The sequence below is a fragment of the Rhodococcus oxybenzonivorans genome (assembly GCF_003130705.1).
GTDB classification, from domain to species: Bacteria; Actinomycetota; Actinomycetes; order Mycobacteriales; family Mycobacteriaceae; genus Rhodococcus_F; species Rhodococcus_F oxybenzonivorans.
Map to the genome: position 1 here is coordinate 2,094,931 of NZ_CP021354.1, position 18,838 is coordinate 2,113,768.

General features: G+C 67.7%; 16 protein-coding genes and 1 pseudogene. 9 read left to right on the forward strand and 8 right to left on the reverse strand.

Features of this window, described 5'->3' with window-relative positions:
• Positions 1-28: 28 nt before the first annotated feature.
• The 4 genes and pseudogenes from CBI38_RS10085 to CBI38_RS10100 all read right to left on the reverse strand — a co-directional run.
• Positions 29-259, reverse strand: a pseudogene (locus tag CBI38_RS10085) (DUF3556 domain-containing protein); the annotation flags it as partial.
• Between the two features lie 6 nt (positions 260-265).
• Positions 266-1,522: an APC family permease gene (locus tag CBI38_RS10090; protein WP_109328515.1), complete on the reverse strand. Its 1,257-nt coding sequence runs from the start codon at positions 1,520-1,522 to the stop codon at positions 266-268.
• Positions 1,523-1,603: 81 nt separating this feature from the next.
• On the reverse strand, positions 1,604-1,888 hold the full coding sequence (locus CBI38_RS10095) for a YciI family protein (RefSeq protein WP_109328517.1): 285 nt from the start codon (positions 1,886-1,888) through the stop codon (positions 1,604-1,606).
• A gap of 124 nt (positions 1,889-2,012) precedes the next feature.
• Positions 2,013-2,675, reverse strand: a complete 663-nt coding sequence (locus tag CBI38_RS10100; protein WP_109334976.1) for a DUF998 domain-containing protein — start codon at positions 2,673-2,675, stop codon at positions 2,013-2,015.
• Positions 2,676-2,854: 179 nt separating this feature from the next.
• Here CBI38_RS10100 and CBI38_RS10105 point away from each other — a divergent pair, with 179 nt between their 5' ends.
• From CBI38_RS10105 to CBI38_RS10120, 4 genes are all read left to right on the forward strand, one after another.
• The gene (locus CBI38_RS10105; RefSeq protein WP_109328519.1) at positions 2,855-5,755 is read left to right on the forward strand and encodes an FAD-binding and (Fe-S)-binding domain-containing protein; all 2,901 of its coding nucleotides are present in this window, start codon (positions 2,855-2,857) and stop codon (positions 5,753-5,755) included.
• A 75-nt stretch (positions 5,756-5,830) separates the two neighbouring features.
• A complete protein-coding gene (locus tag CBI38_RS10110) occupies positions 5,831-7,426 on the forward strand; it encodes an FAD-dependent oxidoreductase (RefSeq protein ID WP_109334977.1) in 1,596 nt (531 codons plus the stop codon).
• Complete coding sequence (locus tag CBI38_RS10115; protein WP_109328521.1) at positions 7,423-7,761, forward strand: 4Fe-4S dicluster domain-containing protein; 339 nt, start codon at positions 7,423-7,425, stop codon at positions 7,759-7,761. Before CBI38_RS10110 ends, CBI38_RS10115 begins: the two co-directional genes overlap by 4 nt.
• Before the next feature lie 137 nt (positions 7,762-7,898).
• Positions 7,899-8,315, forward strand: a complete 417-nt coding sequence (locus CBI38_RS10120) for a pyridoxamine 5'-phosphate oxidase family protein (RefSeq protein ID WP_418328333.1) — start codon at positions 7,899-7,901, stop codon at positions 8,313-8,315.
• A gap of 23 nt (positions 8,316-8,338) precedes the next feature.
• Here the strand turns inward: CBI38_RS10120 and CBI38_RS10125 are convergent, their stop codons facing one another.
• The gene (locus tag CBI38_RS10125; RefSeq protein WP_162603204.1) at positions 8,339-8,491 is read right to left on the reverse strand and encodes a hypothetical protein; all 153 of its coding nucleotides are present in this window, start codon (positions 8,489-8,491) and stop codon (positions 8,339-8,341) included.
• A gap of 332 nt (positions 8,492-8,823) precedes the next feature.
• On the opposite strand from CBI38_RS10125, the gene CBI38_RS10130 reads away from it, so the two are divergent.
• Positions 8,824-9,471: a restriction endonuclease gene (locus CBI38_RS10130; protein WP_109328524.1), complete on the forward strand. Its 648-nt coding sequence runs from the start codon at positions 8,824-8,826 to the stop codon at positions 9,469-9,471.
• Between the two features lie 28 nt (positions 9,472-9,499).
• On the opposite strand, the gene CBI38_RS10135 is transcribed toward CBI38_RS10130, so the two are convergent.
• Together CBI38_RS10135 and CBI38_RS10140 are read right to left on the reverse strand one after the other, a co-directional pair.
• Positions 9,500-9,958, reverse strand: a complete 459-nt coding sequence (locus tag CBI38_RS10135) for a 6,7-dimethyl-8-ribityllumazine synthase (protein WP_109328526.1) — start codon at positions 9,956-9,958, stop codon at positions 9,500-9,502.
• A gap of 23 nt (positions 9,959-9,981) precedes the next feature.
• Positions 9,982-10,494 (reverse strand): Lrp/AsnC family transcriptional regulator, encoded by a 513-nt coding sequence (locus CBI38_RS10140; RefSeq protein WP_109328528.1) that lies wholly within the window; start codon positions 10,492-10,494, stop codon positions 9,982-9,984.
• A gap of 138 nt (positions 10,495-10,632) precedes the next feature.
• On the opposite strand from CBI38_RS10140, the gene CBI38_RS10145 reads away from it, so the two are divergent.
• The 4 genes from CBI38_RS10145 (at position 10,633) to CBI38_RS10160 (ending at position 17,808) form a co-directional block, all read left to right on the forward strand.
• Positions 10,633-14,142, forward strand: a complete 3,510-nt coding sequence (locus CBI38_RS10145; protein ID WP_335743619.1) for an indolepyruvate ferredoxin oxidoreductase family protein — start codon at positions 10,633-10,635, stop codon at positions 14,140-14,142.
• Positions 14,143-14,148: 6 nt separating this feature from the next.
• Positions 14,149-15,243: a Glu/Leu/Phe/Val family dehydrogenase gene (locus CBI38_RS10150; RefSeq protein ID WP_109328532.1), complete on the forward strand. Its 1,095-nt coding sequence runs from the start codon at positions 14,149-14,151 to the stop codon at positions 15,241-15,243.
• Positions 15,244-15,322: 79 nt separating this feature from the next.
• Positions 15,323-16,447, forward strand: a complete 1,125-nt coding sequence (locus tag CBI38_RS10155; protein WP_109328534.1) for a methyltransferase — start codon at positions 15,323-15,325, stop codon at positions 16,445-16,447.
• A 125-nt stretch (positions 16,448-16,572) separates the two neighbouring features.
• The gene (locus CBI38_RS10160; RefSeq protein ID WP_230990142.1) at positions 16,573-17,808 is read left to right on the forward strand and encodes an MFS transporter; all 1,236 of its coding nucleotides are present in this window, start codon (positions 16,573-16,575) and stop codon (positions 17,806-17,808) included.
• Here the strand turns inward: CBI38_RS10160 and CBI38_RS10165 are convergent.
• Entirely contained in the window at positions 17,783-18,808 is a 1,026-nt protein-coding gene (locus CBI38_RS10165) for an ABC transporter substrate-binding protein (protein WP_109328536.1), read from the reverse strand. The genes CBI38_RS10160 and CBI38_RS10165 overlap by 26 nt on opposite strands.
• Between the last annotated feature and the right edge of the window lie 30 nt (positions 18,809-18,838).

Here is an 18,838-nt window from a genome sequence, read left to right on the forward strand (position 1 = left end):
TTCAGTGCCATCGCCTTCGGCGCCCCGGTCACCACTTCGTGTGCGCGTTGCGAGGCATCCCGTAAGACCATTCAACCTCGAGGGGGATGGGCCCGTCAGGCAACCAGGGCTGCGCGTCCACTGCATCCTTGACCAGGTACGACCCCCGTTCGATGACGCCGAGTGCTGCATCGACCACCGTGTATTGCTGACGATCCTTGTGGAGGGGCTGCGACTCGATCCACAACTTAGACGGCCGCCTTGTGCAAAAGGGACAACGTTCCGGTCATCCTCGCGATCGGGACACGACGGCGCGCACCCAGTACACGGCAACGCCGATACCGAGGACGGCGATGCCCCACACCACCGAGGGTGGGGGAAGGAACGCGGCGAGGATCAGACATCCGGCCGCACCCGTCGCCGCGACGAGCCGGGGCCGTAGCTGCGCAGACAACGTCCACGCAGAGGCGTTCGCGATCAGGTAGTAGACCAGCACGGCGAACGACGAGAACCCGATGACGCCCCGCAGATCCGCTGTCGCGGCGAGGACAGCCACGACGGTTCCCACGGCCAGCTCGGCGCGGTGCGGTACCGAATAGCGAGGGTGGACGGCGTCGAGGACCCGGGGCAGGTTTCCGTCGCGGGCCATCGCGAATGTGGTGCGGGATACGCCGAGGATCAGCGAGAGCAGGGAGCCGAGTGCGGCGACGACAGCGGCGACCCGCACGACGGGCTCGGCACCAGCGAATCCGACGGCAGCGACCGCCTCGGCCAGCGGGTCGGTCGCTGCGGCCAGCCGGTCCGGACCGAGGACGGTCAACACTGCGACCGCGACCAGGAGGTACACGAGCAGGGTGACGGCGAGCGCAAGGGGGATGGCCCGGGAGATGGTTCGGCGCGGGTCCCGGACCTCCTCACCCAGAGTGGCAATACGGGCGTACCCGGCGAAGGCGAAGAACAACAAGCCGGCCGCTTGCAGAACACCGGTGACGCCGTATCCCCGGGTCAGTACCGGGCCGTCGAAACCCGTGTCGGTGGCGGTGAGGCACAGCAACACGACCAAGGCCAGGACGGCGAGGACGAAGAACACGATTCCGCGGGTGGCCCACGCCGATTTCTGAACACCCAGATAGTTGACCGCGGTGATCACCGCGACGGCGACGACCGCGATGACGTGCTCGTAGCCCGGCCAGGCGTAGGCGCCGACGGTCAGGGCCATGGCCGCACAGGAAGCAGTTTTCCCGACGACGAAACCCCAGCCGGCCAGGTATCCGAAGAAGGGGCCGAGCCGTTCGCGGCCGTACGCGTACGTCCCCCCGGACTGGGGGTAGAGCGCTGCCAGGCGGGCCGAGGAGTTGGCGTTGCAGTAGGCGATCACCGCCGCGACCGCCAACCCGAAGAGCAACGCGCCGCCCGCCGCGGCAGCAGCCGGAGCGAGCGCCGCGAAGATGCCGGCCCCGATCATCGACCCGAGGCCGATCATCACCGAGTCGAACACTCCCAGTCGGCGTTTCAGCTGCGGCGCCGATAGCGGCTCGGTCATGCGGTCCCTTCCGGCGGTCGACGATGGTCGGTGGCCGACGCTACCGCGCCCGGCCCGATACCGCCGATCACGCCGATCGGGTCACTCGCTGAATTCGCCCATCACCGGATGCCATTCGCTGACTCGCATGTTCTCCACGAGTTTCGCCTGAACGAACGGATCCTGTTGGAACAGTCGAGTGATCGTTTCTTCGTCGGGCCCATCGGCGATGATGAAGGCGCCCGTGCCGTCGGCGAGGGGACCGGTCGAACGCACCACCTTCCGCCGGATCATTTCCGCGATCCAGCCGCGATGATCGCCCCGGTGATCGTCACGCCGCGACGACGTCTCCGGGTTGTAGGTGTATTCCACGACGAACAGAGACATGCTGTTCTCACTTCCTCAGGTGCTCCGCGCCCGTGCGCCCTTCTGGTTGCCAGAGCTACCAGAAAGGCGCACGGGCGGAGCCGTTGCACGGTAGGTCCAACCCTTCTCGGTCGAAAACGGGCGGTCAAGGCTCGACACGCCACGAGTCGACGCCCCGGCTCACCACCAGTGCTGCGACTCCGGCGCTGACCGCCCAGAGGATGAAGGGGTACAACGCAAGCCGTTCGGCGGAGCCGAACGACGTGCCGGGGACGACGATGGCGATGGTGCCGAGCATTCCCGCGAGGCAGCACGATCCTGTCCAGACGGCGAATCCGCGCCACCGCTCGAACAGCGCCACAGCGAGGAAGGCGAGGGCTGCGTTGCGTGCCACGAATGTCGGGGTGGCGACGATCTGATGCAGGTCGGCGTCCACGTTGATGGGCACCAGTCCGGTCAGTGCCGCGCTCAGTGCGGCCAGCCCGAGCAGAGCCAGGGCGGTCACCCGCAGCCGTCCGGCGGGGAGGAATCCCCGCAATCCGGCAGCACCCACGACGATCAACACACCGGTCATGACGAAAGCACCGTTCATCAGCGCGTGAAGGGGTGAGCAGATTCGGGCGACCGCCAGCTGGGATGCGGATCCGTCGCATCCCGTCGCACCGAGCTTGCTAATCGAGTCGGCAGTCGCCTCGTACCGTCTCGGCCACGCTGCTGCGGTGATCACCTCCGCGACGAAGTACAGCGAAATCAGTACCCACGCAACGCCGCCTACGCGCACGGTACGTGCATCGTGTGCTGAGCTCATGTTCAGAACGCTCACCTCTTGTGAACCGTCGCGCGGTACGCGGCCTCGACCCACGCTACAGACGCTCACCCACTATCGTGTGATTGTTGACAATCTCAGGGCGCGACTCGACCATGTAGCCATGGCCTTGCCGACTACGCTTCCTGGACGGGACTTCGAGACGGAGGGACAGGACGCGCGTGGCTGAGCTGACCGGTCTTGCCGCCGACCTCCGCGCTGATCTGGCAGCGCGGGGCATCGACCTCGACACCGGGTTGCGCCGGCGGGCCGAGTACTCCTTCGACGCCTCGAACTACCGCGTGCCGCCGCTGGCCGTGGCGTTTCCACGCACCGTGGACGATGTGGTGTCGATCGTCCGGGCATGCACCGACCGTGCGGTACCCATCACCAGTCGCGGCGGCGGTACCTCGCTCGCCGGCAACGCCATCGGCAGGGGAGTGGTCCTCGACTTCTCCCGGCACATGGCCGCCGTCCACTCGGTGGATGCCGCCGCGCGCACCGCCGTCGTCGAACCCGGGATCGTGCTCACGGACCTGCAGAAAGAGGTTCAGCTGGCGACGGACGGGGCCTTCACCTTCGCCCCCGACCCGTCGAGTAAGTCCCGCGCCACCGTCGGTGGTGCGATCGGGAACGATGCCTGCGGCAACCACTCCGTGCGATACGGGCGCACATCGGATCACGTCATCGCTCTCGACCTCGTCACCGCCGGGGGACATCGGTTGACGGCGACTCGGAACGGCGTCCGCGCCACCGACCCCGACGACGCGTCCGCCGTGGCCGAAGCGGAACGGATCGGGACCGGGCTGCGGGACCTGGCCGACAGTCACCTCGCCGAGTTCCGGCTCGAGCTCGGTCGGATCCCGCGGCAGGTGTCCGGGTTTCACCTCGCGAACCTGTTGCCGGAGAACGGATTCGACGTCGCACGCGCCCTCGTCGGCAGCGAGGGGACGTGTGCGGTGATCGTGGCCGCCACCGTGGCGCTGGTGCCGGTGCCCCCGGCGGCGATGCTCTTGTGCCTCGGCTACCGCGACCTGGTGGACGCGGCGCGAGACAATGCGATGCTCCTCGCGTATGCACCGGCGGCGATCGAGGGTATCGACTCGGCGATCGTCGACACCATGCGACACCTCCGCGGAGCCGACTCCGTCGTGGGACTTCCCGAAGGCTCGGCGTGGCTGTACGTCGATCTCGACGGGGACGATTCCGCCGAGGTCGAGCGGCGCGGCGCCGAACTGGTGTCCAAGTTGCGGGCGGCGGGGCGCCTCGTCGACGCCCGCGTGGTCGCGGATCCTGCCGAACGCGCGTCGCTGTGGCGAGTGCGTGAGGACGGTGCCGGGTTGTCTGCGCGGCTCGTCGAGGGCGGTGAATCGTGGACCGGCTGGGAAGATTCCGCGGTCGCTCCCGAGCAACTCGCCGACTACCTGGTGGACATCAAGGCGCTTCTCGCCGAGTTCCACCTCACCGGAGTGATGTACGGCCACTTCGGTGCCGGCTGCATGCACATTCGCATCAACTTCGATCAGCGCACCGAGGAAGGCCGGGACGTCATGTCGCGGTTCATCCACCGGGCGGCGGAACTGTGCGTCCGGTTCGGCGGTTCGATGTCGGGGGAGCACGGCGACGGACGGGCACGCTCGTCGCTGCTACCGCTCATGTACTCGCCGACCGTGATGTCGGCGTTCTCCCGGTTCAAACAGCTGTGGGATCCGGCCACGCTGCTCAATCCGGGCAGCATCGTCGATCCGGAACCGTTGCTCGGAAGTCTCGCGCTCGACGGCGTCGACCCACGACCCTGGCAGACCAGCTTCGACCTCACACCCACCAGTGAGGTGCCCGTCGCCCCATTCGTCCACGCGGTGCAGGGCTGTATCGGCGTGGGCCGCTGCCGCGCGTCGACGGGCGGCGTGATGTGCCCCAGCTTCCGGGCGACCGGCGACGAGAAGGACTCCACCCGCGGCCGGGCGCGTGCCCTCCAGGAGATGGTGCGCAACTCGCCGACGATCGCCGATGGCTGGGCCTCCGAGGACGTCAAGGAATCCTTGGACCTGTGCCTGTCCTGTAAGGCGTGCTCCACCGACTGCCCGGTGGGCGTCGACATGGCCACCTACAAAGCCGAATTCCTCGACCACCACTACCGCGGCCGGATTCGTCCACTGTCGCACTACTCGCTCGGCTGGTTGCCGGTGTGGCTGCGGGCCGCGGAACGGTCGGCTCCCGTCGTCAACAAACTCACCACCGGACGGCTCGCGAAGATCGCTGCCCGCCTGGGCGGTATCACCCCCCACCGAGAACTACCGGAGTTCGCGTCGCGCAAGCAGATTCGACGTGAGGTCGGGAGCACGTCGGGAAATTCGACCGCAGATGTCGTGCTGCTCGCCGACACCTTCACGCGGGGTTTCCGGCCGCAGGTAGTCGGCGCGGCCGCGCGGGTGCTCGAGCAGGCGGGACTCAGCTCCCAGTGTCGAAGCGACGCATGCTGCGGTCTGACCTGGATTTCGACCGGCCAACTCGATCGTGCCAAGAAGACCCTGACCAAGGCGGCAGAGCTGCTCGACGACGGCACCGACCGTCCCATCGTCGTCCTCGAACCGAGTTGTGCTGCGGCACTGCGCAAGGATCTGCCCGAGCTGGTCCACACCGACGCCGCACGACGGGTCGCGGCCAGAGTGCAGAGCTTCGCCGGTGCGGTGCTCGACCACGTCGCGGCGGGGTGGCAACCGAGCGCCGCGCTGCCGGAAGACGTCACCGTGCAGACCCATTGCCACGAGTACGCGGCGTTCGGTGCGGCCACCCAGCGCAAAGCCCTCCAAGCAGTAGGCGTGGCGCGGGTGCGGGAAGCGACCGGATGTTGCGGCGTCGCAGGGAACTTTGGATTCGAGAACGAGCACTACGACGTCAGCATGCAGGTGGCCGAGCAAGCCCTCGCCCCAGCCCTGCGCGCAACCCCCGACGAGGCCGCAGTCCTCACCGACGGATTCAGCTGCCACATGCAGGTGCGCCAACTCGAACCGTCGAGGACGTCGCTGCACCTCGCTGAACTCCTCGACCCGGGGCGGAGCCGCCTGTTCGGTTCACGCTGATTCTGACGATGGCGGGCGCGGCGGTCGTGGTGAAGCGTGGAGGGGCAGATGTCCGCGCCGACAGGAGTGTCCTTCATGACCGAACTTCTCGACCTGAGTACCGACGTTCTCGTCATCGGCGGTGGGCCCGCCGGTGCGTGGGCGGCTCTGCGCGCCGCCCAGTCCGGCGCCGAGGTCGTCCTCGTCGACAAGGGGTACTGCGGGACGAGCGGTGCGACGGCACCCTCGGGAACCGGGGTCTGGTACGTGCAGCCCGACCCGGCCGAGCGCGCCAAGGCGAAGGCCAGCCGCGAGACACTCGGCGGTCACCTCGCCGACCATCAGTGGATGAACCGTGTCCTGCACCAGACGTACGTCAACATGAACCTTCTCGGCGAGGAGGGAAGGTACCCGTTCCCCGTCGACCCCGACACGGGACAGCAGATCCGCACCGGACTGCAGGGACCCGAGTACATGCGCCGGATGCGGGCGTGGATCAAGCGGGCAGGCGTCCGGATCCTCGACCACTCACCGGCGCTCGAGCTCCTCGTCGACGCCGACGGCGTGGTACGCGGCGCGGCGGGATACCAGCGTCAGGATCACCGCGACTATCGCGTCGCTGCCGGCGCGGTCGTGATCGCCAGCGGTGGTTGCGCGTTCCTGTCCCGCGCGCTCGGCACCAACGTCGACACCGGGGACGGTGCGCTGATGGCGGCGGAGGTGGGGGCCACGTTCTCCGGGATGGAATTCTCCAATGCCTACGCCATCGTGCCCGCCAACTCGACCATCACCAAGACCGCCTACTACGGCTACGCCACCTTCTTCCGCGCCGACGGAAGCGTCCTCGAGGGTGCCGGCTCGACCAAGGGTCGCTCGGTGATAGCGCGAACGTTGCTGTCCGAACCGGTCTACGCGCAGCTCGACCGCGCCGACGACGTGGTGCAGCGACAGATGCGACTGGGTCAGCCCAACTTCTTTTTGCAGTTCGATCGTCGCGGCATCAACCCGTTCACCGACCGCTTCGAGGTGAGCATGCTCGCCGAAGGCACCGTGCGAGGAACCGGCGGCATCGAGGTGGTCGACGACAGCTGCACCACTACGGTTCCCGGATTGTTCGCGGCCGGGGACGCCGCCACCCGGGAACGTATCTGCGGAGGGTTCACCGGTGGCGGCAGCCACAACTCGGCATGGGCGATGTCGTCGGGCAGTTGGGCCGGAACGGGTGCCGCTCGCTTCGCTCGCTCGGCCGGCCGGATTCGCGCGTCCGAGCTCCGCGCGGTGGGCCGAGCCGGACTGCGGCCGACGTCGCGATCCGAAGTGGATGCCCCGGCCGTCGTGGCGGCCGCGCAAGCGGAACTGCTCCCGTACGAGAAGAACCTGCTGCGTGACGGAGGACGTGTTCAGGGTGCCCTCGACGAACTGGAGTCGTTGTGGACGGCGGTATCTTCGGGCCTCGGCGCCGATTCCGGTGACCAACGGGTCCGGGCCCGGCAGGCAGCGGCGATCACTGCGGTCGGCCGCTGGATGTACCACTCCGCGCTGGCACGCACCGAAACGCGGGGCATGAGCAAGCGATCCGATTTCCCCGACCTCGACCCCGCCCAGCACCATCACATCCTCACCGGCGGCCTGGACGAAGTGTGGACCGCGGCCGGAGCGCTCAAAGGTGCAGAACTGCAGGTGGCTTCGTGATCGAGGTGGTCCTGGCCGAGGCGTGCATCGGCTGCGACAAGTGCGTCGACGCATGCCCCACCAACGTCTTCGATCGCACCGAGTCGGGGGTTCCGGCGATCGCCCGCCAGTCCGACTGCCAGACGTGCTTCATGTGCGAGGCGTACTGCCCCGTCGACGCCCTCTACGTCGATCCCCGGTCCACGCCGCTGCCGGACGGTCAGCACATCGCTGACGAGCACATCGGCCGCTACCGGGAAAGACTCGGATGGGGGAAGGGACGAATCGCCGGATCGCTCACGGCGATCGGCCCCGCCCTGCCGCACGGCGCGCCGCCGCCGAGGCTCCGCCCGTGAGTGGTTGAGGAGTCCAGGGACTCGTTTACCGCTCACAGCGCGGAATACCGTCGTATCGTCGCGAGTTGGTGCTGTTGCCTGCACCGGCGAATCCGAACGAATCGAGTAGATCGGAGCACGACGTGTCCGAGATGACCATGAGCAAAGCCGATCGTGAAAAGTTCCTCGCGGCACTCCATGTGGGCGTGGTCGCGGTCGATAGGGAAGGTCGCGCACCTCTCGCCGTTCCCATCTGGTACGGCTACGAACCCGGCGGTGAGGTCTATGTGTGGACCGGGCGGGGATCGCTGAAAGAACGCCTGATCCGGGCGGCAGGTCGATACAGTCTCGTCGCCCAGGACGAGACGCCGCCGTATCGGTATGTCAGCGTGGAAGGTCCCGCGACATTCGACGAGTCACCGACCGCCGACGACATCCGTGGCCTCGCCACCCGGTACCTCCCCGCCGACGAGGTCGACGCCTTCGTGGAACAGTCCTTCGACGCCGCCAGTGCCGTCCTCATTCGCATGCGGCCCGAACACTGGCTGAGTGTCGACTACGGCAAGGGTTCCTGACACCCGAACGCGCAGAGCAGCGCTCAGAAATCGACATTATCGTCGGGGCCCTCGCCCGTGAGCGCGTCGACGACGGCAGCAAGGTCGGTGGTCGAGACCGCGCCGGCCGGTTCGCTGCGTCGGTCCTCGAGACGGACCGGGCGCGACTGCTCGACGTGTGGTCGTGCATCCGTCATGGGAAACAACTCCTTCTGCGAGTGCCCGAGCGGCCCGGTCGGAACCGTCTCGACCCCATCCTCCACCTGCCGCATTGCTCAGTAGTTACCAGCTAATTACTGGACGCTGCGTCCTGGGTAACGGAACACCGCCGGCCATGCCACCAGCGATTCTCACCACTCCTGATTCTCACACTGTCTACCTCCACGATCCGCGACTTCGGTGGAAACCGCTGCACCGCCCCCAATCCGTAGGTCTGGCTGTGACGTTCGCCCGCAGATAACTGCTTTGGGCGAACGTCCGGGTACCTTCGACAGGAAGGACTGTTTACGAGTTGTGGGGGAGGAATGGCATGGCACGCATACGCACGGCGGCAGAAGCAGAGGTCAACGCAGCCGAGCAGATGCAGCGACTCGGGTACCACGACGCCACCGCGCTGCTCGGTGGTGTGGACGGCGGTATCGACGTGTATTCGGCGCGGGCCTATGCGCAGGTGAAATGGCGCGGCGGACGCGCAGACCGGGCGGATCTACAAAATCTGTACGGCGCCCGCGGCACGAGTTCCGGCCGCGACCTTCTGTACTTTGCAGCCGCCGGATACACCGACGACGCCGTCGAGTACGGCGAGGCACTCGGTATCGCCCTGTTTCGCTGCGAGCCCGACGGCGAGACACCGCCGGTGGGCAGCCACGCTCCGAAGTTGATTACCGCCGCGCATAACTCGGCGGTTGCGGTGGCGTCGGCACCATCGCAGGCGCAAGCACCTGGCAAGGCGTCGCCTGTGCTCTCCGTCGCCCGCACTGTCTGGGCGCGGGTCGCAGCATTCCTCGGTACTCACTGGCGCCTGATCGGCGCGATCGTGTGCACGCTGGTCCTGCTGATCGCCCCCTTCGGCGAGGGAGACGTCGGACTGCGCGTCTTCGCCACCGTCGCGAGTGTGGTCGGCGCCCCGGTGTTCTGGTTGCTCTACCTTCAGCACCGACAGGTGCCGGGCAGGTAGCGACATCGGGTGACCAACACGCTCAGGGCTATTCGGTGGGCAGTGCCTTCAGCGACTTGACGGTGGCGACGCAGGCGCGCGCGGCCTCGGCGCCCTTCTTGACGAAGTGCTCCCCGAAGTAGGTGAGGTGCTCCTCGTGCTCGTGGAAGTGGTGCGGGGTGAGCACCACCGAGAACACCGGCACATCGGTGTCGAGCTGCACCCGCATGAGGCCGTCGATCACGGCGGTGGCGACGAATTCGTGCCGGTAAATTCCGCCGTCGACCACGAGCGCAGCCGCCACGACGGCGTCGTATCGTCCGATGAACGCCAGGCGGCGAGCGTGGAGCGGAATCTCGAAGGCGCCCGGCACCTCGAAGAAGTCCAGCTGGTCCTTCGAGTACCCGAGCGTGGCCACCTCGTCGGTGAAGCCGTCGCGGGCGCGATCGACGATGTTGCGGTGCCACGTGGCCTGGATGAACGCGATCCGTCCCTGACTCTCACTCATGGTCTGAAACTACTGCACCGGTCCTAGCGTTGCGAACGCGGCAGGGCCGTGGATCGACCCCAACCGGACTCGCCGGTGAGGTGTTCGAGCAACGGCTGGATCCGATACGGCAGCGGGCTGGTCAGGGCAATCGTGGTGGTGGAGTGGGTGATCCCGGGGAGATTGGCGATCTTCTCGAGCAGCTTCTGCAGTTCGGCGTGCGTCGACGTGGCCACGCGCACCAGCAGGTCCTCGCGGCCGGTGGTCGCATGAATCTCGATGACTTCCGGCAGATCGACGAGCCGGTTGCCGACCGCGGTGAGTTTGCCCTGCTCGAGTTCGAGTCCGACGAAGGCCTGAATCGGAATGCCCACCTGGGCCAGGTCGAGGTTGGGGCGGAAGCCGGTGAGCAGTCCGCTGGTCTCCATCCGCTTCATCCGGGACTGGACGGTGTTGCGAGCGACGCCCAGCGAGTTGGCGAGTTCGGCCACGCTCATGCGTGAGTCCTTGCCGAGCAGTCCGAGCAACTGCACGTCGAGCTTGTCGATGCTGAGCACTTTGGGCACCTCCGGGAAGTGACGACTGTCACCTGTTGCGTGAACTGATCAGTTGAACCGATTTGCGTTGACCAAATCTTAGACCAGATACAGGATCAAGCTCACGAAATGCTCAACGCGACGGATCGGGAATCGCAGATGACTCAGCTAGACGACGCTCGTACCAGTGCAGCATCCTTTGATCTCGCCGACCGATACCGGGCCGACTCGGGCCCGGTGTTGATGACCGGTGTCCAGGCCATCGCCCGCCAGCTGGTGGAGCAGCACGAACGCGACCGCCGCGCGGGACTGAACGTCGCAACGTTCGTCTCCGGCTACCAGGGCAGCCCCCTCGCCGGCCTCGACCGCACCATCGCCGCGATCCCCACGTTGAGCACCGATCACGACGTCAAGTTCGTGCCCGGCATGAACGAGGAACTGGCCGCGACGTCGGTCTGGGGCAGCCAGGTGGACCTTCCCGCCGGCGAGCGGACCCACGACGGTGTCGTCGGCGTCTGGTACGGCAAGGGTCCCGGTCTCGACCGCGCCAGCGACTCCATCCGGCACGCCGCTATGTACGGCGCCAACCCCCGCGGCGGTGTCCTCGTCCTGGTCGGCGACGACCCCAACGCCAAGTCCTCCACCATCCCCTGCGCCAGCGAGCGGTCGATGGCCGCGATGGGCATGCCGGTGTTCTTCCCGCGCAACGCCGAGGAGGTCATCGCTTTCGGCCTCTACGGGGTGGCGTTGTCGCGGATCTCCGGTTGCTGGTCGGGCATGAAGATCGTCGCCGACGTGGCCGACGGACTCTGGACCCTCGACCGGAACTTCGCCGACCTCGACATCGTGCTCCCCGAGATCGAGTGGAACGGCAGGCCGTGGTCGTATCGGCAACGTGTGCTGGCGTCCCCGCCCGACAGTGTCTACGCCGAGGCCGACCTCTACGGGCCGCGCTGGGCGATGGTCGAGGCGTTCAACGCCGCCAACGACATCGACCGGATCGAGGTGAACCCGCGCAGCGCGTGGCTGGGCATTGCCGCCGTCGGCACCGCCTACGACTCGCTGCGCCAGGCCCTGCTCGACCTCGGTCTCGGCGACTCCCAACTCGAGGACGCCGGCATCCGCATTCTCCGCGTCGGCATGCCCTACCCGCTGGGCGCCGACAAGGTTCGCGAACTCGCCGCCGGCGTCGAGCAGGTCCTCGTGGTCGAGGAGAAGATGCCGTTCGTCGAGTCGCAGCTCAAGGACATCCTCTACGGCGCCGCGAGCGCTCCCGCCGTGCTGGGCAAGAAGAACGCGCAGGGAAAGGCGCTGATCCCGGTCGACGGTGAACTGACCGCCGCTCGCCTCACCGGCCCGCTGCGCCGCGTCCTGAAGGATCGGGTCGCGCTGACGCCGGCCCCGCCGCCGCGTCTCGAGCTGACCGTCCTCCCGACGTCGCGTACCCCGTACTTCTGCTCCGGCTGCCCGCACAACCGCTCCACCGCGGTGCCCGAGGGTTCTATCGCGGGCGGCGGCATCGGCTGCCACACCCTGGTCACCATGTCGGGTCGCACCGACAGCTCCGTCACGATGCTCACGCAGATGGGCGGAGAGGGCGCCCAGTGGATCGGGCAGGCCCCGTTCACCGACGTCCCGCACATGTTCCAGAACGTCGGCGACGGTACCTACTTCCACTCCGGTCAGCTCGCCGTGCAGGCGTGCGTCGCCGCCGGCGTCAACATCACCTACAAGGTGCTCTACAACTCCGCCGTCGCGATGACCGGCGCGCAGGACGCCGAGGCCGGGCTGACCGTGCCGCAGCTGACCCACAAGCTGGCGTCCGAGGGCGTCAAGCAGATCATTGTGTGCGCCGAGGACCCCAAGCGGCACAAGGGCGCCCGCTTCGCGGCCAACACGCTGCTGTGGGACCGCACCCGTCTCGACGAGGCGCAGCGCGTCCTGCGGGACATCGAGGGCGTCACCGTGCTGATCTTCGATCAGCAGTGCGCCGCCGAGGCCCGCCGCAAGCGCAAGCGCGGCAAGCTGCCCGCCCGCCGTACCCGCGTCGTCATCAACGAGGCCGTTTGCGAGGGTTGCGGTGACTGCGGCGTGAAGTCCAACTGCCTGTCCGTGCAGCCCGTCGACACCGAATTCGGTCGCAAGACCAAGATCGACCAGACCAGCTGCAACACCGACTACTCCTGCCTCGAGGGCGACTGCCCGTCGTTCGTGACGGTCGAGCTGCCCGAGGAAGGCGCGCCGAAGACATTGCGCGAGATCCCGGTTCCGCCGGAGGTCGGCGACCCCGATCCCGCCGTGTGGACCGGAACGCACAACCTGTTCATGGCCGGTGTCGGTGGTACCGGCATCGTCACCGTCAACCAGGTGCTGGGCATGGCCGCGTTGCGTGCCGGGCTGCACGTCGAGGGACTCGACCAGACCGGTCTCAGCCAGAAGGCCGGACCCGTCACGTCGCACCTGCGGCTCAGTGATCAGAAGACGAGTTCGGCGAGCTCGGCGCCGTCCAACCGGATCAGCCCCGCGACCGCCGACTGCGTCCTCGCTTTCGACCTGCTGACCGCCGCCGACGCCAAGTACGCCGGATACGGCAGCTCCGACCGCACCATCACCGTCGCATCGACCAGCCAGACCCCGACCGGCGACATGGTCTACGACCCCGCCGTCCGCTACCCGGACGAGGACAAGCTGCTCGAGCGTCTCGACGTCTCGGCCCGCGAACTGACCGCGATCGACGGGCTCGCCGCCGCCACCGCATTGTTCGGCAGCACCGCCGCCGCCAACTTCCTGCTGGTCGGCGCGGCCTACCAGGCCGGCGGACTTCCCGTACCGGCCCGCTTCATCGAGGAAGCCCTCGAAATCAACGGGGTGGCCGTCGAGTCCAACAAGGCCGCCTTCCACTGGGGACGCGTCGCCGTCGCCGACCGGGAAGCCTTCCTCGCCGCCACCAGCTCGGCTGCCGTGCCGCAGCGCAGCGACACCGTCGTCCCGACGCACCTGTTCGCCGGGTCCACCCTCGGCGGTACGACGCGCGAGCTCACCGAACGCCGCGCAGCCAACCTTGTTGCCTTCCAAGGTGACCGGGTCGCCGCCCGCTACATCGCCCTGGTGCAACAGGCGTGGGACGCCGAGCGCGAGCTGGGCAGCCGCACCGAGTTCAGCGAGTCCGTCGCCGCCGGGCTGCACAAGCTCACCGCCTACAAGGACGAGTACGAAGTGGCCCGGATGCTCACCGACCAGGCTTTCCTCGACGCCGCAGCGGGCGAGGTGCCCGGCGCCGGCAAGCTGACCTACAAGCTGCATCCGCCCGTCCTCAAGGCGATGGGCCGCAAGAACAAGATCGGACTCGGGCCACGCTCGCACGTCGCCCTCAAAGCCCTCGCCAAGGCGAAGTTCCTGCGCGGCACCGCCTTCGACCCGTTCGGCTACGCCAAGGTCCGCCGGCTCGAGCGTCAACTGCTCGCGCACTACGAGTCGACGGTCAGCGAACTGATCGCCGACCTCACCGCCGAGAACTACGACACCGCCGCTCAGATCGCCGCAACACCCGACCTCGTGCGGGGCTATGAAGACGTGAAACTCCGCAACGTCGCCGTCTACCTCCAGCGTCTCGCCGAACTCGGCGTCGACACCTCAGCCATCACGATCACCACTCCGGAAAGGTCCTGAGAAAAGATGACTCTCACCGTCGAACGTACCGATACTGCGCTGCCCGAGAAGGCTGGTGTCTTCGGACGCACCGACTTTCCCGCCGACTCGGCGCACGAGCAGGTCACGTTCTTCCAGGATCCCGCCACCGGTCTGAAGGCGATTGTCGCGATTCACGACACCACCCTCGGACCCGCCCTCGGGGGCACCCGCTTCTACCCGTACGCCGACGAGGCCGCCGCGCTCGAGGACGTGCTGCGGCTGTCGCGGGGCATGACCTACAAGTCGGCGATCGCCGGAGTGGACCTCGGCGGCGGCAAGGCCGTCATCATCGGCGACCCGGCCACCGGCAAGTCGGAGGCGCTGCTCGAGGCGTACGCCCGCTTCGTCCAGACCCTCGGCGGCCGGTACATCACCGCCGGTGACGTGGGCACCAACTCCGACGACCTCGACGTCATGGGCCGCGCCACCGACTACGTCGTCGGACGCAACACGTCCGCCGGCGGATCCGGCGACAGCGCGCCGATGACCGCGCTCGGTGTCTTCCAGGCCATGAAGGCCGGCGCCCAGGCCACGTGGGGGACCCCCAGCCTCGCCGGGCGCACCGTCGGCGTCGAGGGCACCGGCAAGGTCGGCTACCAGCTGATCAAGCTGCTGCTCGCCGACGGCGCATCCGTGGTCGCCACCGACGTCAACGCCGCCGCCCTCGATCGGGTGGTCCGCGACTTCCCCGAGGTGAAGGTGGCGTCGAGCGTCATCGATCAGGAACTCGACGTGTACGCGCCGTGCGCGATGGGCGCAACCCTGACCGACACCTCTGTCGCCGCGATCACCGCCGAGGTGATCTGCGGTGCCGCCAACAACCAGCTCGCCCACCCCGCGGTCGAGCACGACCTCGGCGAACGCGGCATCACGTGGGTGCCCGACTACGTCGCCAACGGCGGCGGCATCATCCAGGTGGCCGGTGAACGCATCGGCACCCCGGCAACCGACGTCCGCGCGCAGGTCGAGAAGATCTTCGACACCGTCGTGGAGATCCTCGACACGGCCCGACGGAACGGCATCCTCGCCGGCGCCGCAGCCGACGCCGTCGCCGAGGCCCGGATCGCTGCAGCCAGGTAGGCGGCTCCGCCCGTGAGTGGTTAACGAGTCCCTGCACTCGTTAACCACTCACGGGCGCGCAGCGCCTACGCTCTCCCTCATGGAGAACGAGTTCGTCCGCTGGACCGAGGACGGCACCGAGCATTCGGCGGTGTGGCGGTCTACCAGCGGTGCGAGGCCGCCGAAGAAGATCCGGGTGGCAGACGACACCATGACGGCCGACGAGGCCTACCGTCTCGCTTGCGAGGGGACGGCGTTGTTGTGGCGCGGTGACTTTCACAACGCCCGGCAACTGTCCGTCGCCGTCGCGAAGCGTACCGACCGCAAACCGCGCAAGGCCTCGGACGACCCCGCGACCGCATTTCACTTGCACCGGCAGACGCAGTCGAGGCGGGCGGGCATTCTCGGCATGCTGCTGGTCCCGTTCGACGCCGATCAGTCCGTTCCGTTGCGACGGGCCCCCGACGTGCGGCAGGCCGTGCTGGAGGCCTACGGGCCGAGCGATCAGCCCACGGTCACCACCCTGCGCGACCTGCTCGGCGCCATCGGTGCCCACGAATGGCAGAAGAAGGGCGTCGACATTCCGGCCCTGGGCGCCCGAATTCATCCCGGATACGGCGTGTTTTCCCCGATCCGCGGCGAATACGTCGACTTGGTAGCGGACACCCCGCTGCCGTCGCTCGAGATGGCATTCGACATCGGCACCGGAACGGGTGTGCTCGCGGCGGTACTCGCCCACCGCGGCGTGAAGAAAATACTTGCCACAGAGGTTGATTCGAAGGCCCTCGCCTCCGCCCGGGCCAATCTGGAGCGACTCGGCTACTCGGACCGCGTGCAGCTGGTGGAGGCGGACTTGTTCCCTGAAGGTCGTGCGCCCCTGGTGGTGTGCAATCCGCCGTGGATCCCCGCGAAACCCACCTCGCCCATCGAGTACGCCATCTACGACCCCGACAGCGCGATGCTCCGCGGCTTCCTCGCGGGTCTGACCGAGCACCTCGAACCCGGGGGCGAGGGCTGGCTCGTGCTCTCCGACATCGCCGAGCATCTGGGACTGCGTAGCCGGGACCAACTTCTGGCCCTCTTCGACGAAGCCGGACTTACCGTCGCCGGACGCCGCGACGTGACGCCGCGGCACGGAAAGGTTGCCGACCGCACCGACCCACTGCATGCCGCGCGCGCTCGGGAAGTGACGTCGCTGTGGCGGTTGGTGCCCACGACGCGATAGGCCGGACGTGGCGCACCGAGAAATACCCGTGCGCCATAGGGTGGTGAGTTGTGCCGCCGCCTTCTCCTTCTTCGCCTACCCGCTTCCAGGGTGTGTTTCCTCGGGCTCGGGCGTTGCCGCCGCCGGTGAAACTGCTGCTGTCGTCGATGGTCTTGTTCAACGTCGGCTTCTACCTGGTGGTCCCGTTTCTCGCAGTCCACCTGTCCGACGACCTGGGTTTCGCGGGTTGGGCCGTCGGGCTCGTCCTGGGTCTGCGGATGTTCAGCCAGCAGGGCATGTTCTTTCTGGGCGGCAGCGTGGCCGATCGGTTCGGTGTCCGCCCGGCCGTGCTCGTGGGGATCGCGATTCGGGTGGTCGGCTTCCTGGTGCTCGGGTTCTCGGACACGATGATCGCGGTGGTTGTGGGCGTGTTGCTGATCGGCGTCGCCGCCGCACTCTTCGCCCCGGCCGTCGAGTCGGCCAATGCCGTGTACGGCAGAAAGCTGCAAGAGCAGGGCGTCATGCGGCGCACGGATCTCTTCGCGATGGAACAGATGTGCAGCCGCACGGGAACGGTGATCGGGCCCGCCCTGGGGGCCGTGTTACTGGCCTTCCCGTTCTCGTGGACCGCGGTCACGGCGGCGATGTTGTTCGCGGCGATGTGGGTGGGTTTCTACCGTTGGCTGCCCGCCGATGACGACGCCGCCGTGGCAGTGCGGGAGGCGACCACGTTGCGGTTCGTGTGGCGAAGTGTGCTGACCAACAAGAGCTTTCTGGTGTTCGCCGCGCTGTGCAGCTTCCAGTTGCTGGCCTACAGCCAGCTGTATCTGATGCTGCCGGACCAACTCGAGCGGGGGCTCGGCTCGCAGGCCGCCCTCGGCTGGTTCTACGTCGGAGCCGCCGTGTTCGTGATCGTCGGTCAGACTCCGACGGTGGCCTGTGCCCACCGCATCGGGCACCGGGCGGCAATCCTCGGCGGGCTGACCCTGATCGCCGTGTCATTCCTCGCTCCGGTCGCCGGCGCCGGGCAGGCGGCTGCGCCGCTGATCCAGATCGTCCTGTTGACAGTGTGGGTGGTCGTACTGCACCTGGGACAGATGCTGATGATTCCTCCGATGCGCGACACGATCGGCGCCCTCGCCGGCGAGACCAATCTGGGTGCACACTTCGGGATGCTCAACACGATCGGAGGGATGCTCTGCCTGCTCGGGTCGCTGGCGGTGGGGGCGATCTTCGACCTCGTCGACCTCGGTCGTGTCCCAGCGGCCACCTCCTGGGTGGCGGTGTCCGCTGCCGTGTTCGCCGCCACCGCCGCCCTCGCCGTGTGGACGGCCCGCGCCGGAGCCGTGCGCGCGATTATGCCCCGACGGGTGTCCGCTTGATCTTCTCGACGAACTGGTCGAGAACGAACGGGATGGTCAACGGGTTCGGCATCGACACGGCATCGCTCACGACGGGATCGAGTCCGACGAGCCCACCGGATCGCACGACCTCGAGATTGGTGAACGCCGGCAGGGACGTGAGTCGCTCGCGGGCCGCGTCGTAGTTGTCGACGAGCAGCACATCGCCGTCCAAGAGGTCGAGGTTTTCGGGGGAGACGTCAAAGTAGAGCGCGTTGTCGAAGCGGGTGCTCAATGCGGCGGGCAGCACGAAACCGAGCTGGGTGAGCAGCTGGCTGCGAGCAGCGGAGGGGCTGAAGGCACGCAGCGACCCGTCACCACGGACCGTCACCAGGACGGCCGACTTGCCGGCGAAGTGAGGGTTGGCGGTGCGCGCGCGAACGACGGCTTCCTCCACCTCACGGACCTGCTCGGCGGCGCGTTCGGGCAGCCCGACCGCGGCACCGATCCGCTGGGTCACCTCCTGCCACGGCAGCACCCAGTCGGTCTGATCGGCCGCATGGAGCACGGTCGGGGCGATAGCGCTGAGCTGCTGATACGTGCTCTCGTTGATCGCGTTGTTCACCGCCACGATGAGGTCGGGAGTCGATGCGGCAATCGTTTCGACGTCGAATGAGCTGGTGGCGTTGGCCAGCGCTATCGGGTCGGCCCCGCCCAGGCTCGCGTCGGCCCACTGGCCGATACCGTCGTCGACAGAACCCTTCCAGACCGGAACGAGGACGGGAATCACGCCGAGGGAGAGCAGAACGTCGGCGTCGCCGATGCCGACAGCAGCGACCCGTGTCGGTGCCTGGGTCAGCGTCGTGGATCCGTGCACGTGGTCGATGGTGACCGGAAAGGCCCCCGGCTCTGCGCCAGAGGCGTTTTCACCGGCTGCGGCGGGTGACGAGTCGCTGTCCGAGCCGCATGCTGACACGGCAAGACCTGCGACGGTCGCGAACGTCAGGGACAACACGGCACGTCGACTGAGGGTGGGAGGCATGAGGCAGGGTCCTTTCGAGCACTTTGGGTA

Excerpts from the sequence above, each read along its gene's own strand:
- CBI38_RS10090 (WP_109328515.1), bottom strand. The coding sequence starts at position 1,522 with ATGACCGAGCCGCTATCGGCGCCGCAGCTGAAACGCCGACTGGGAGTG.
- CBI38_RS10095 (WP_109328517.1), bottom strand. The coding sequence starts at position 1,888 with ATGTCTCTGTTCGTCGTGGAATACACCTACAACCCGGAGACGTCGTCG.
- CBI38_RS10100 (WP_109334976.1), bottom strand. The coding sequence starts at position 2,675 with ATGAGCTCAGCACACGATGCACGTACCGTGCGCGTAGGCGGCGTTGCG.
- CBI38_RS10110 (WP_109334977.1), top strand. The coding sequence starts at position 5,831 with ATGACCGAACTTCTCGACCTGAGTACCGACGTTCTCGTCATCGGCGGT.
- CBI38_RS10120 (WP_418328333.1), top strand. The coding sequence starts at position 7,899 with ATGAGCAAAGCCGATCGTGAAAAGTTCCTCGCGGCACTCCATGTGGGC.
- CBI38_RS10125 (WP_162603204.1), bottom strand. The coding sequence starts at position 8,491 with ATGACGGATGCACGACCACACGTCGAGCAGTCGCGCCCGGTCCGTCTC.
- CBI38_RS10130 (WP_109328524.1), top strand. The coding sequence starts at position 8,824 with ATGGCACGCATACGCACGGCGGCAGAAGCAGAGGTCAACGCAGCCGAG.
- CBI38_RS10135 (WP_109328526.1), bottom strand. The coding sequence starts at position 9,958 with ATGAGTGAGAGTCAGGGACGGATCGCGTTCATCCAGGCCACGTGGCAC.
- CBI38_RS10145 (WP_335743619.1), top strand. The coding sequence starts at position 10,633 with ATGACTCAGCTAGACGACGCTCGTACCAGTGCAGCATCCTTTGATCTC.
- CBI38_RS10150 (WP_109328532.1), top strand. The coding sequence starts at position 14,149 with ATGACTCTCACCGTCGAACGTACCGATACTGCGCTGCCCGAGAAGGCT.
- CBI38_RS10155 (WP_109328534.1), top strand. The coding sequence starts at position 15,323 with ATGGAGAACGAGTTCGTCCGCTGGACCGAGGACGGCACCGAGCATTCG.
- CBI38_RS10165 (WP_109328536.1), bottom strand. The coding sequence starts at position 18,808 with ATGCCTCCCACCCTCAGTCGACGTGCCGTGTTGTCCCTGACGTTCGCG.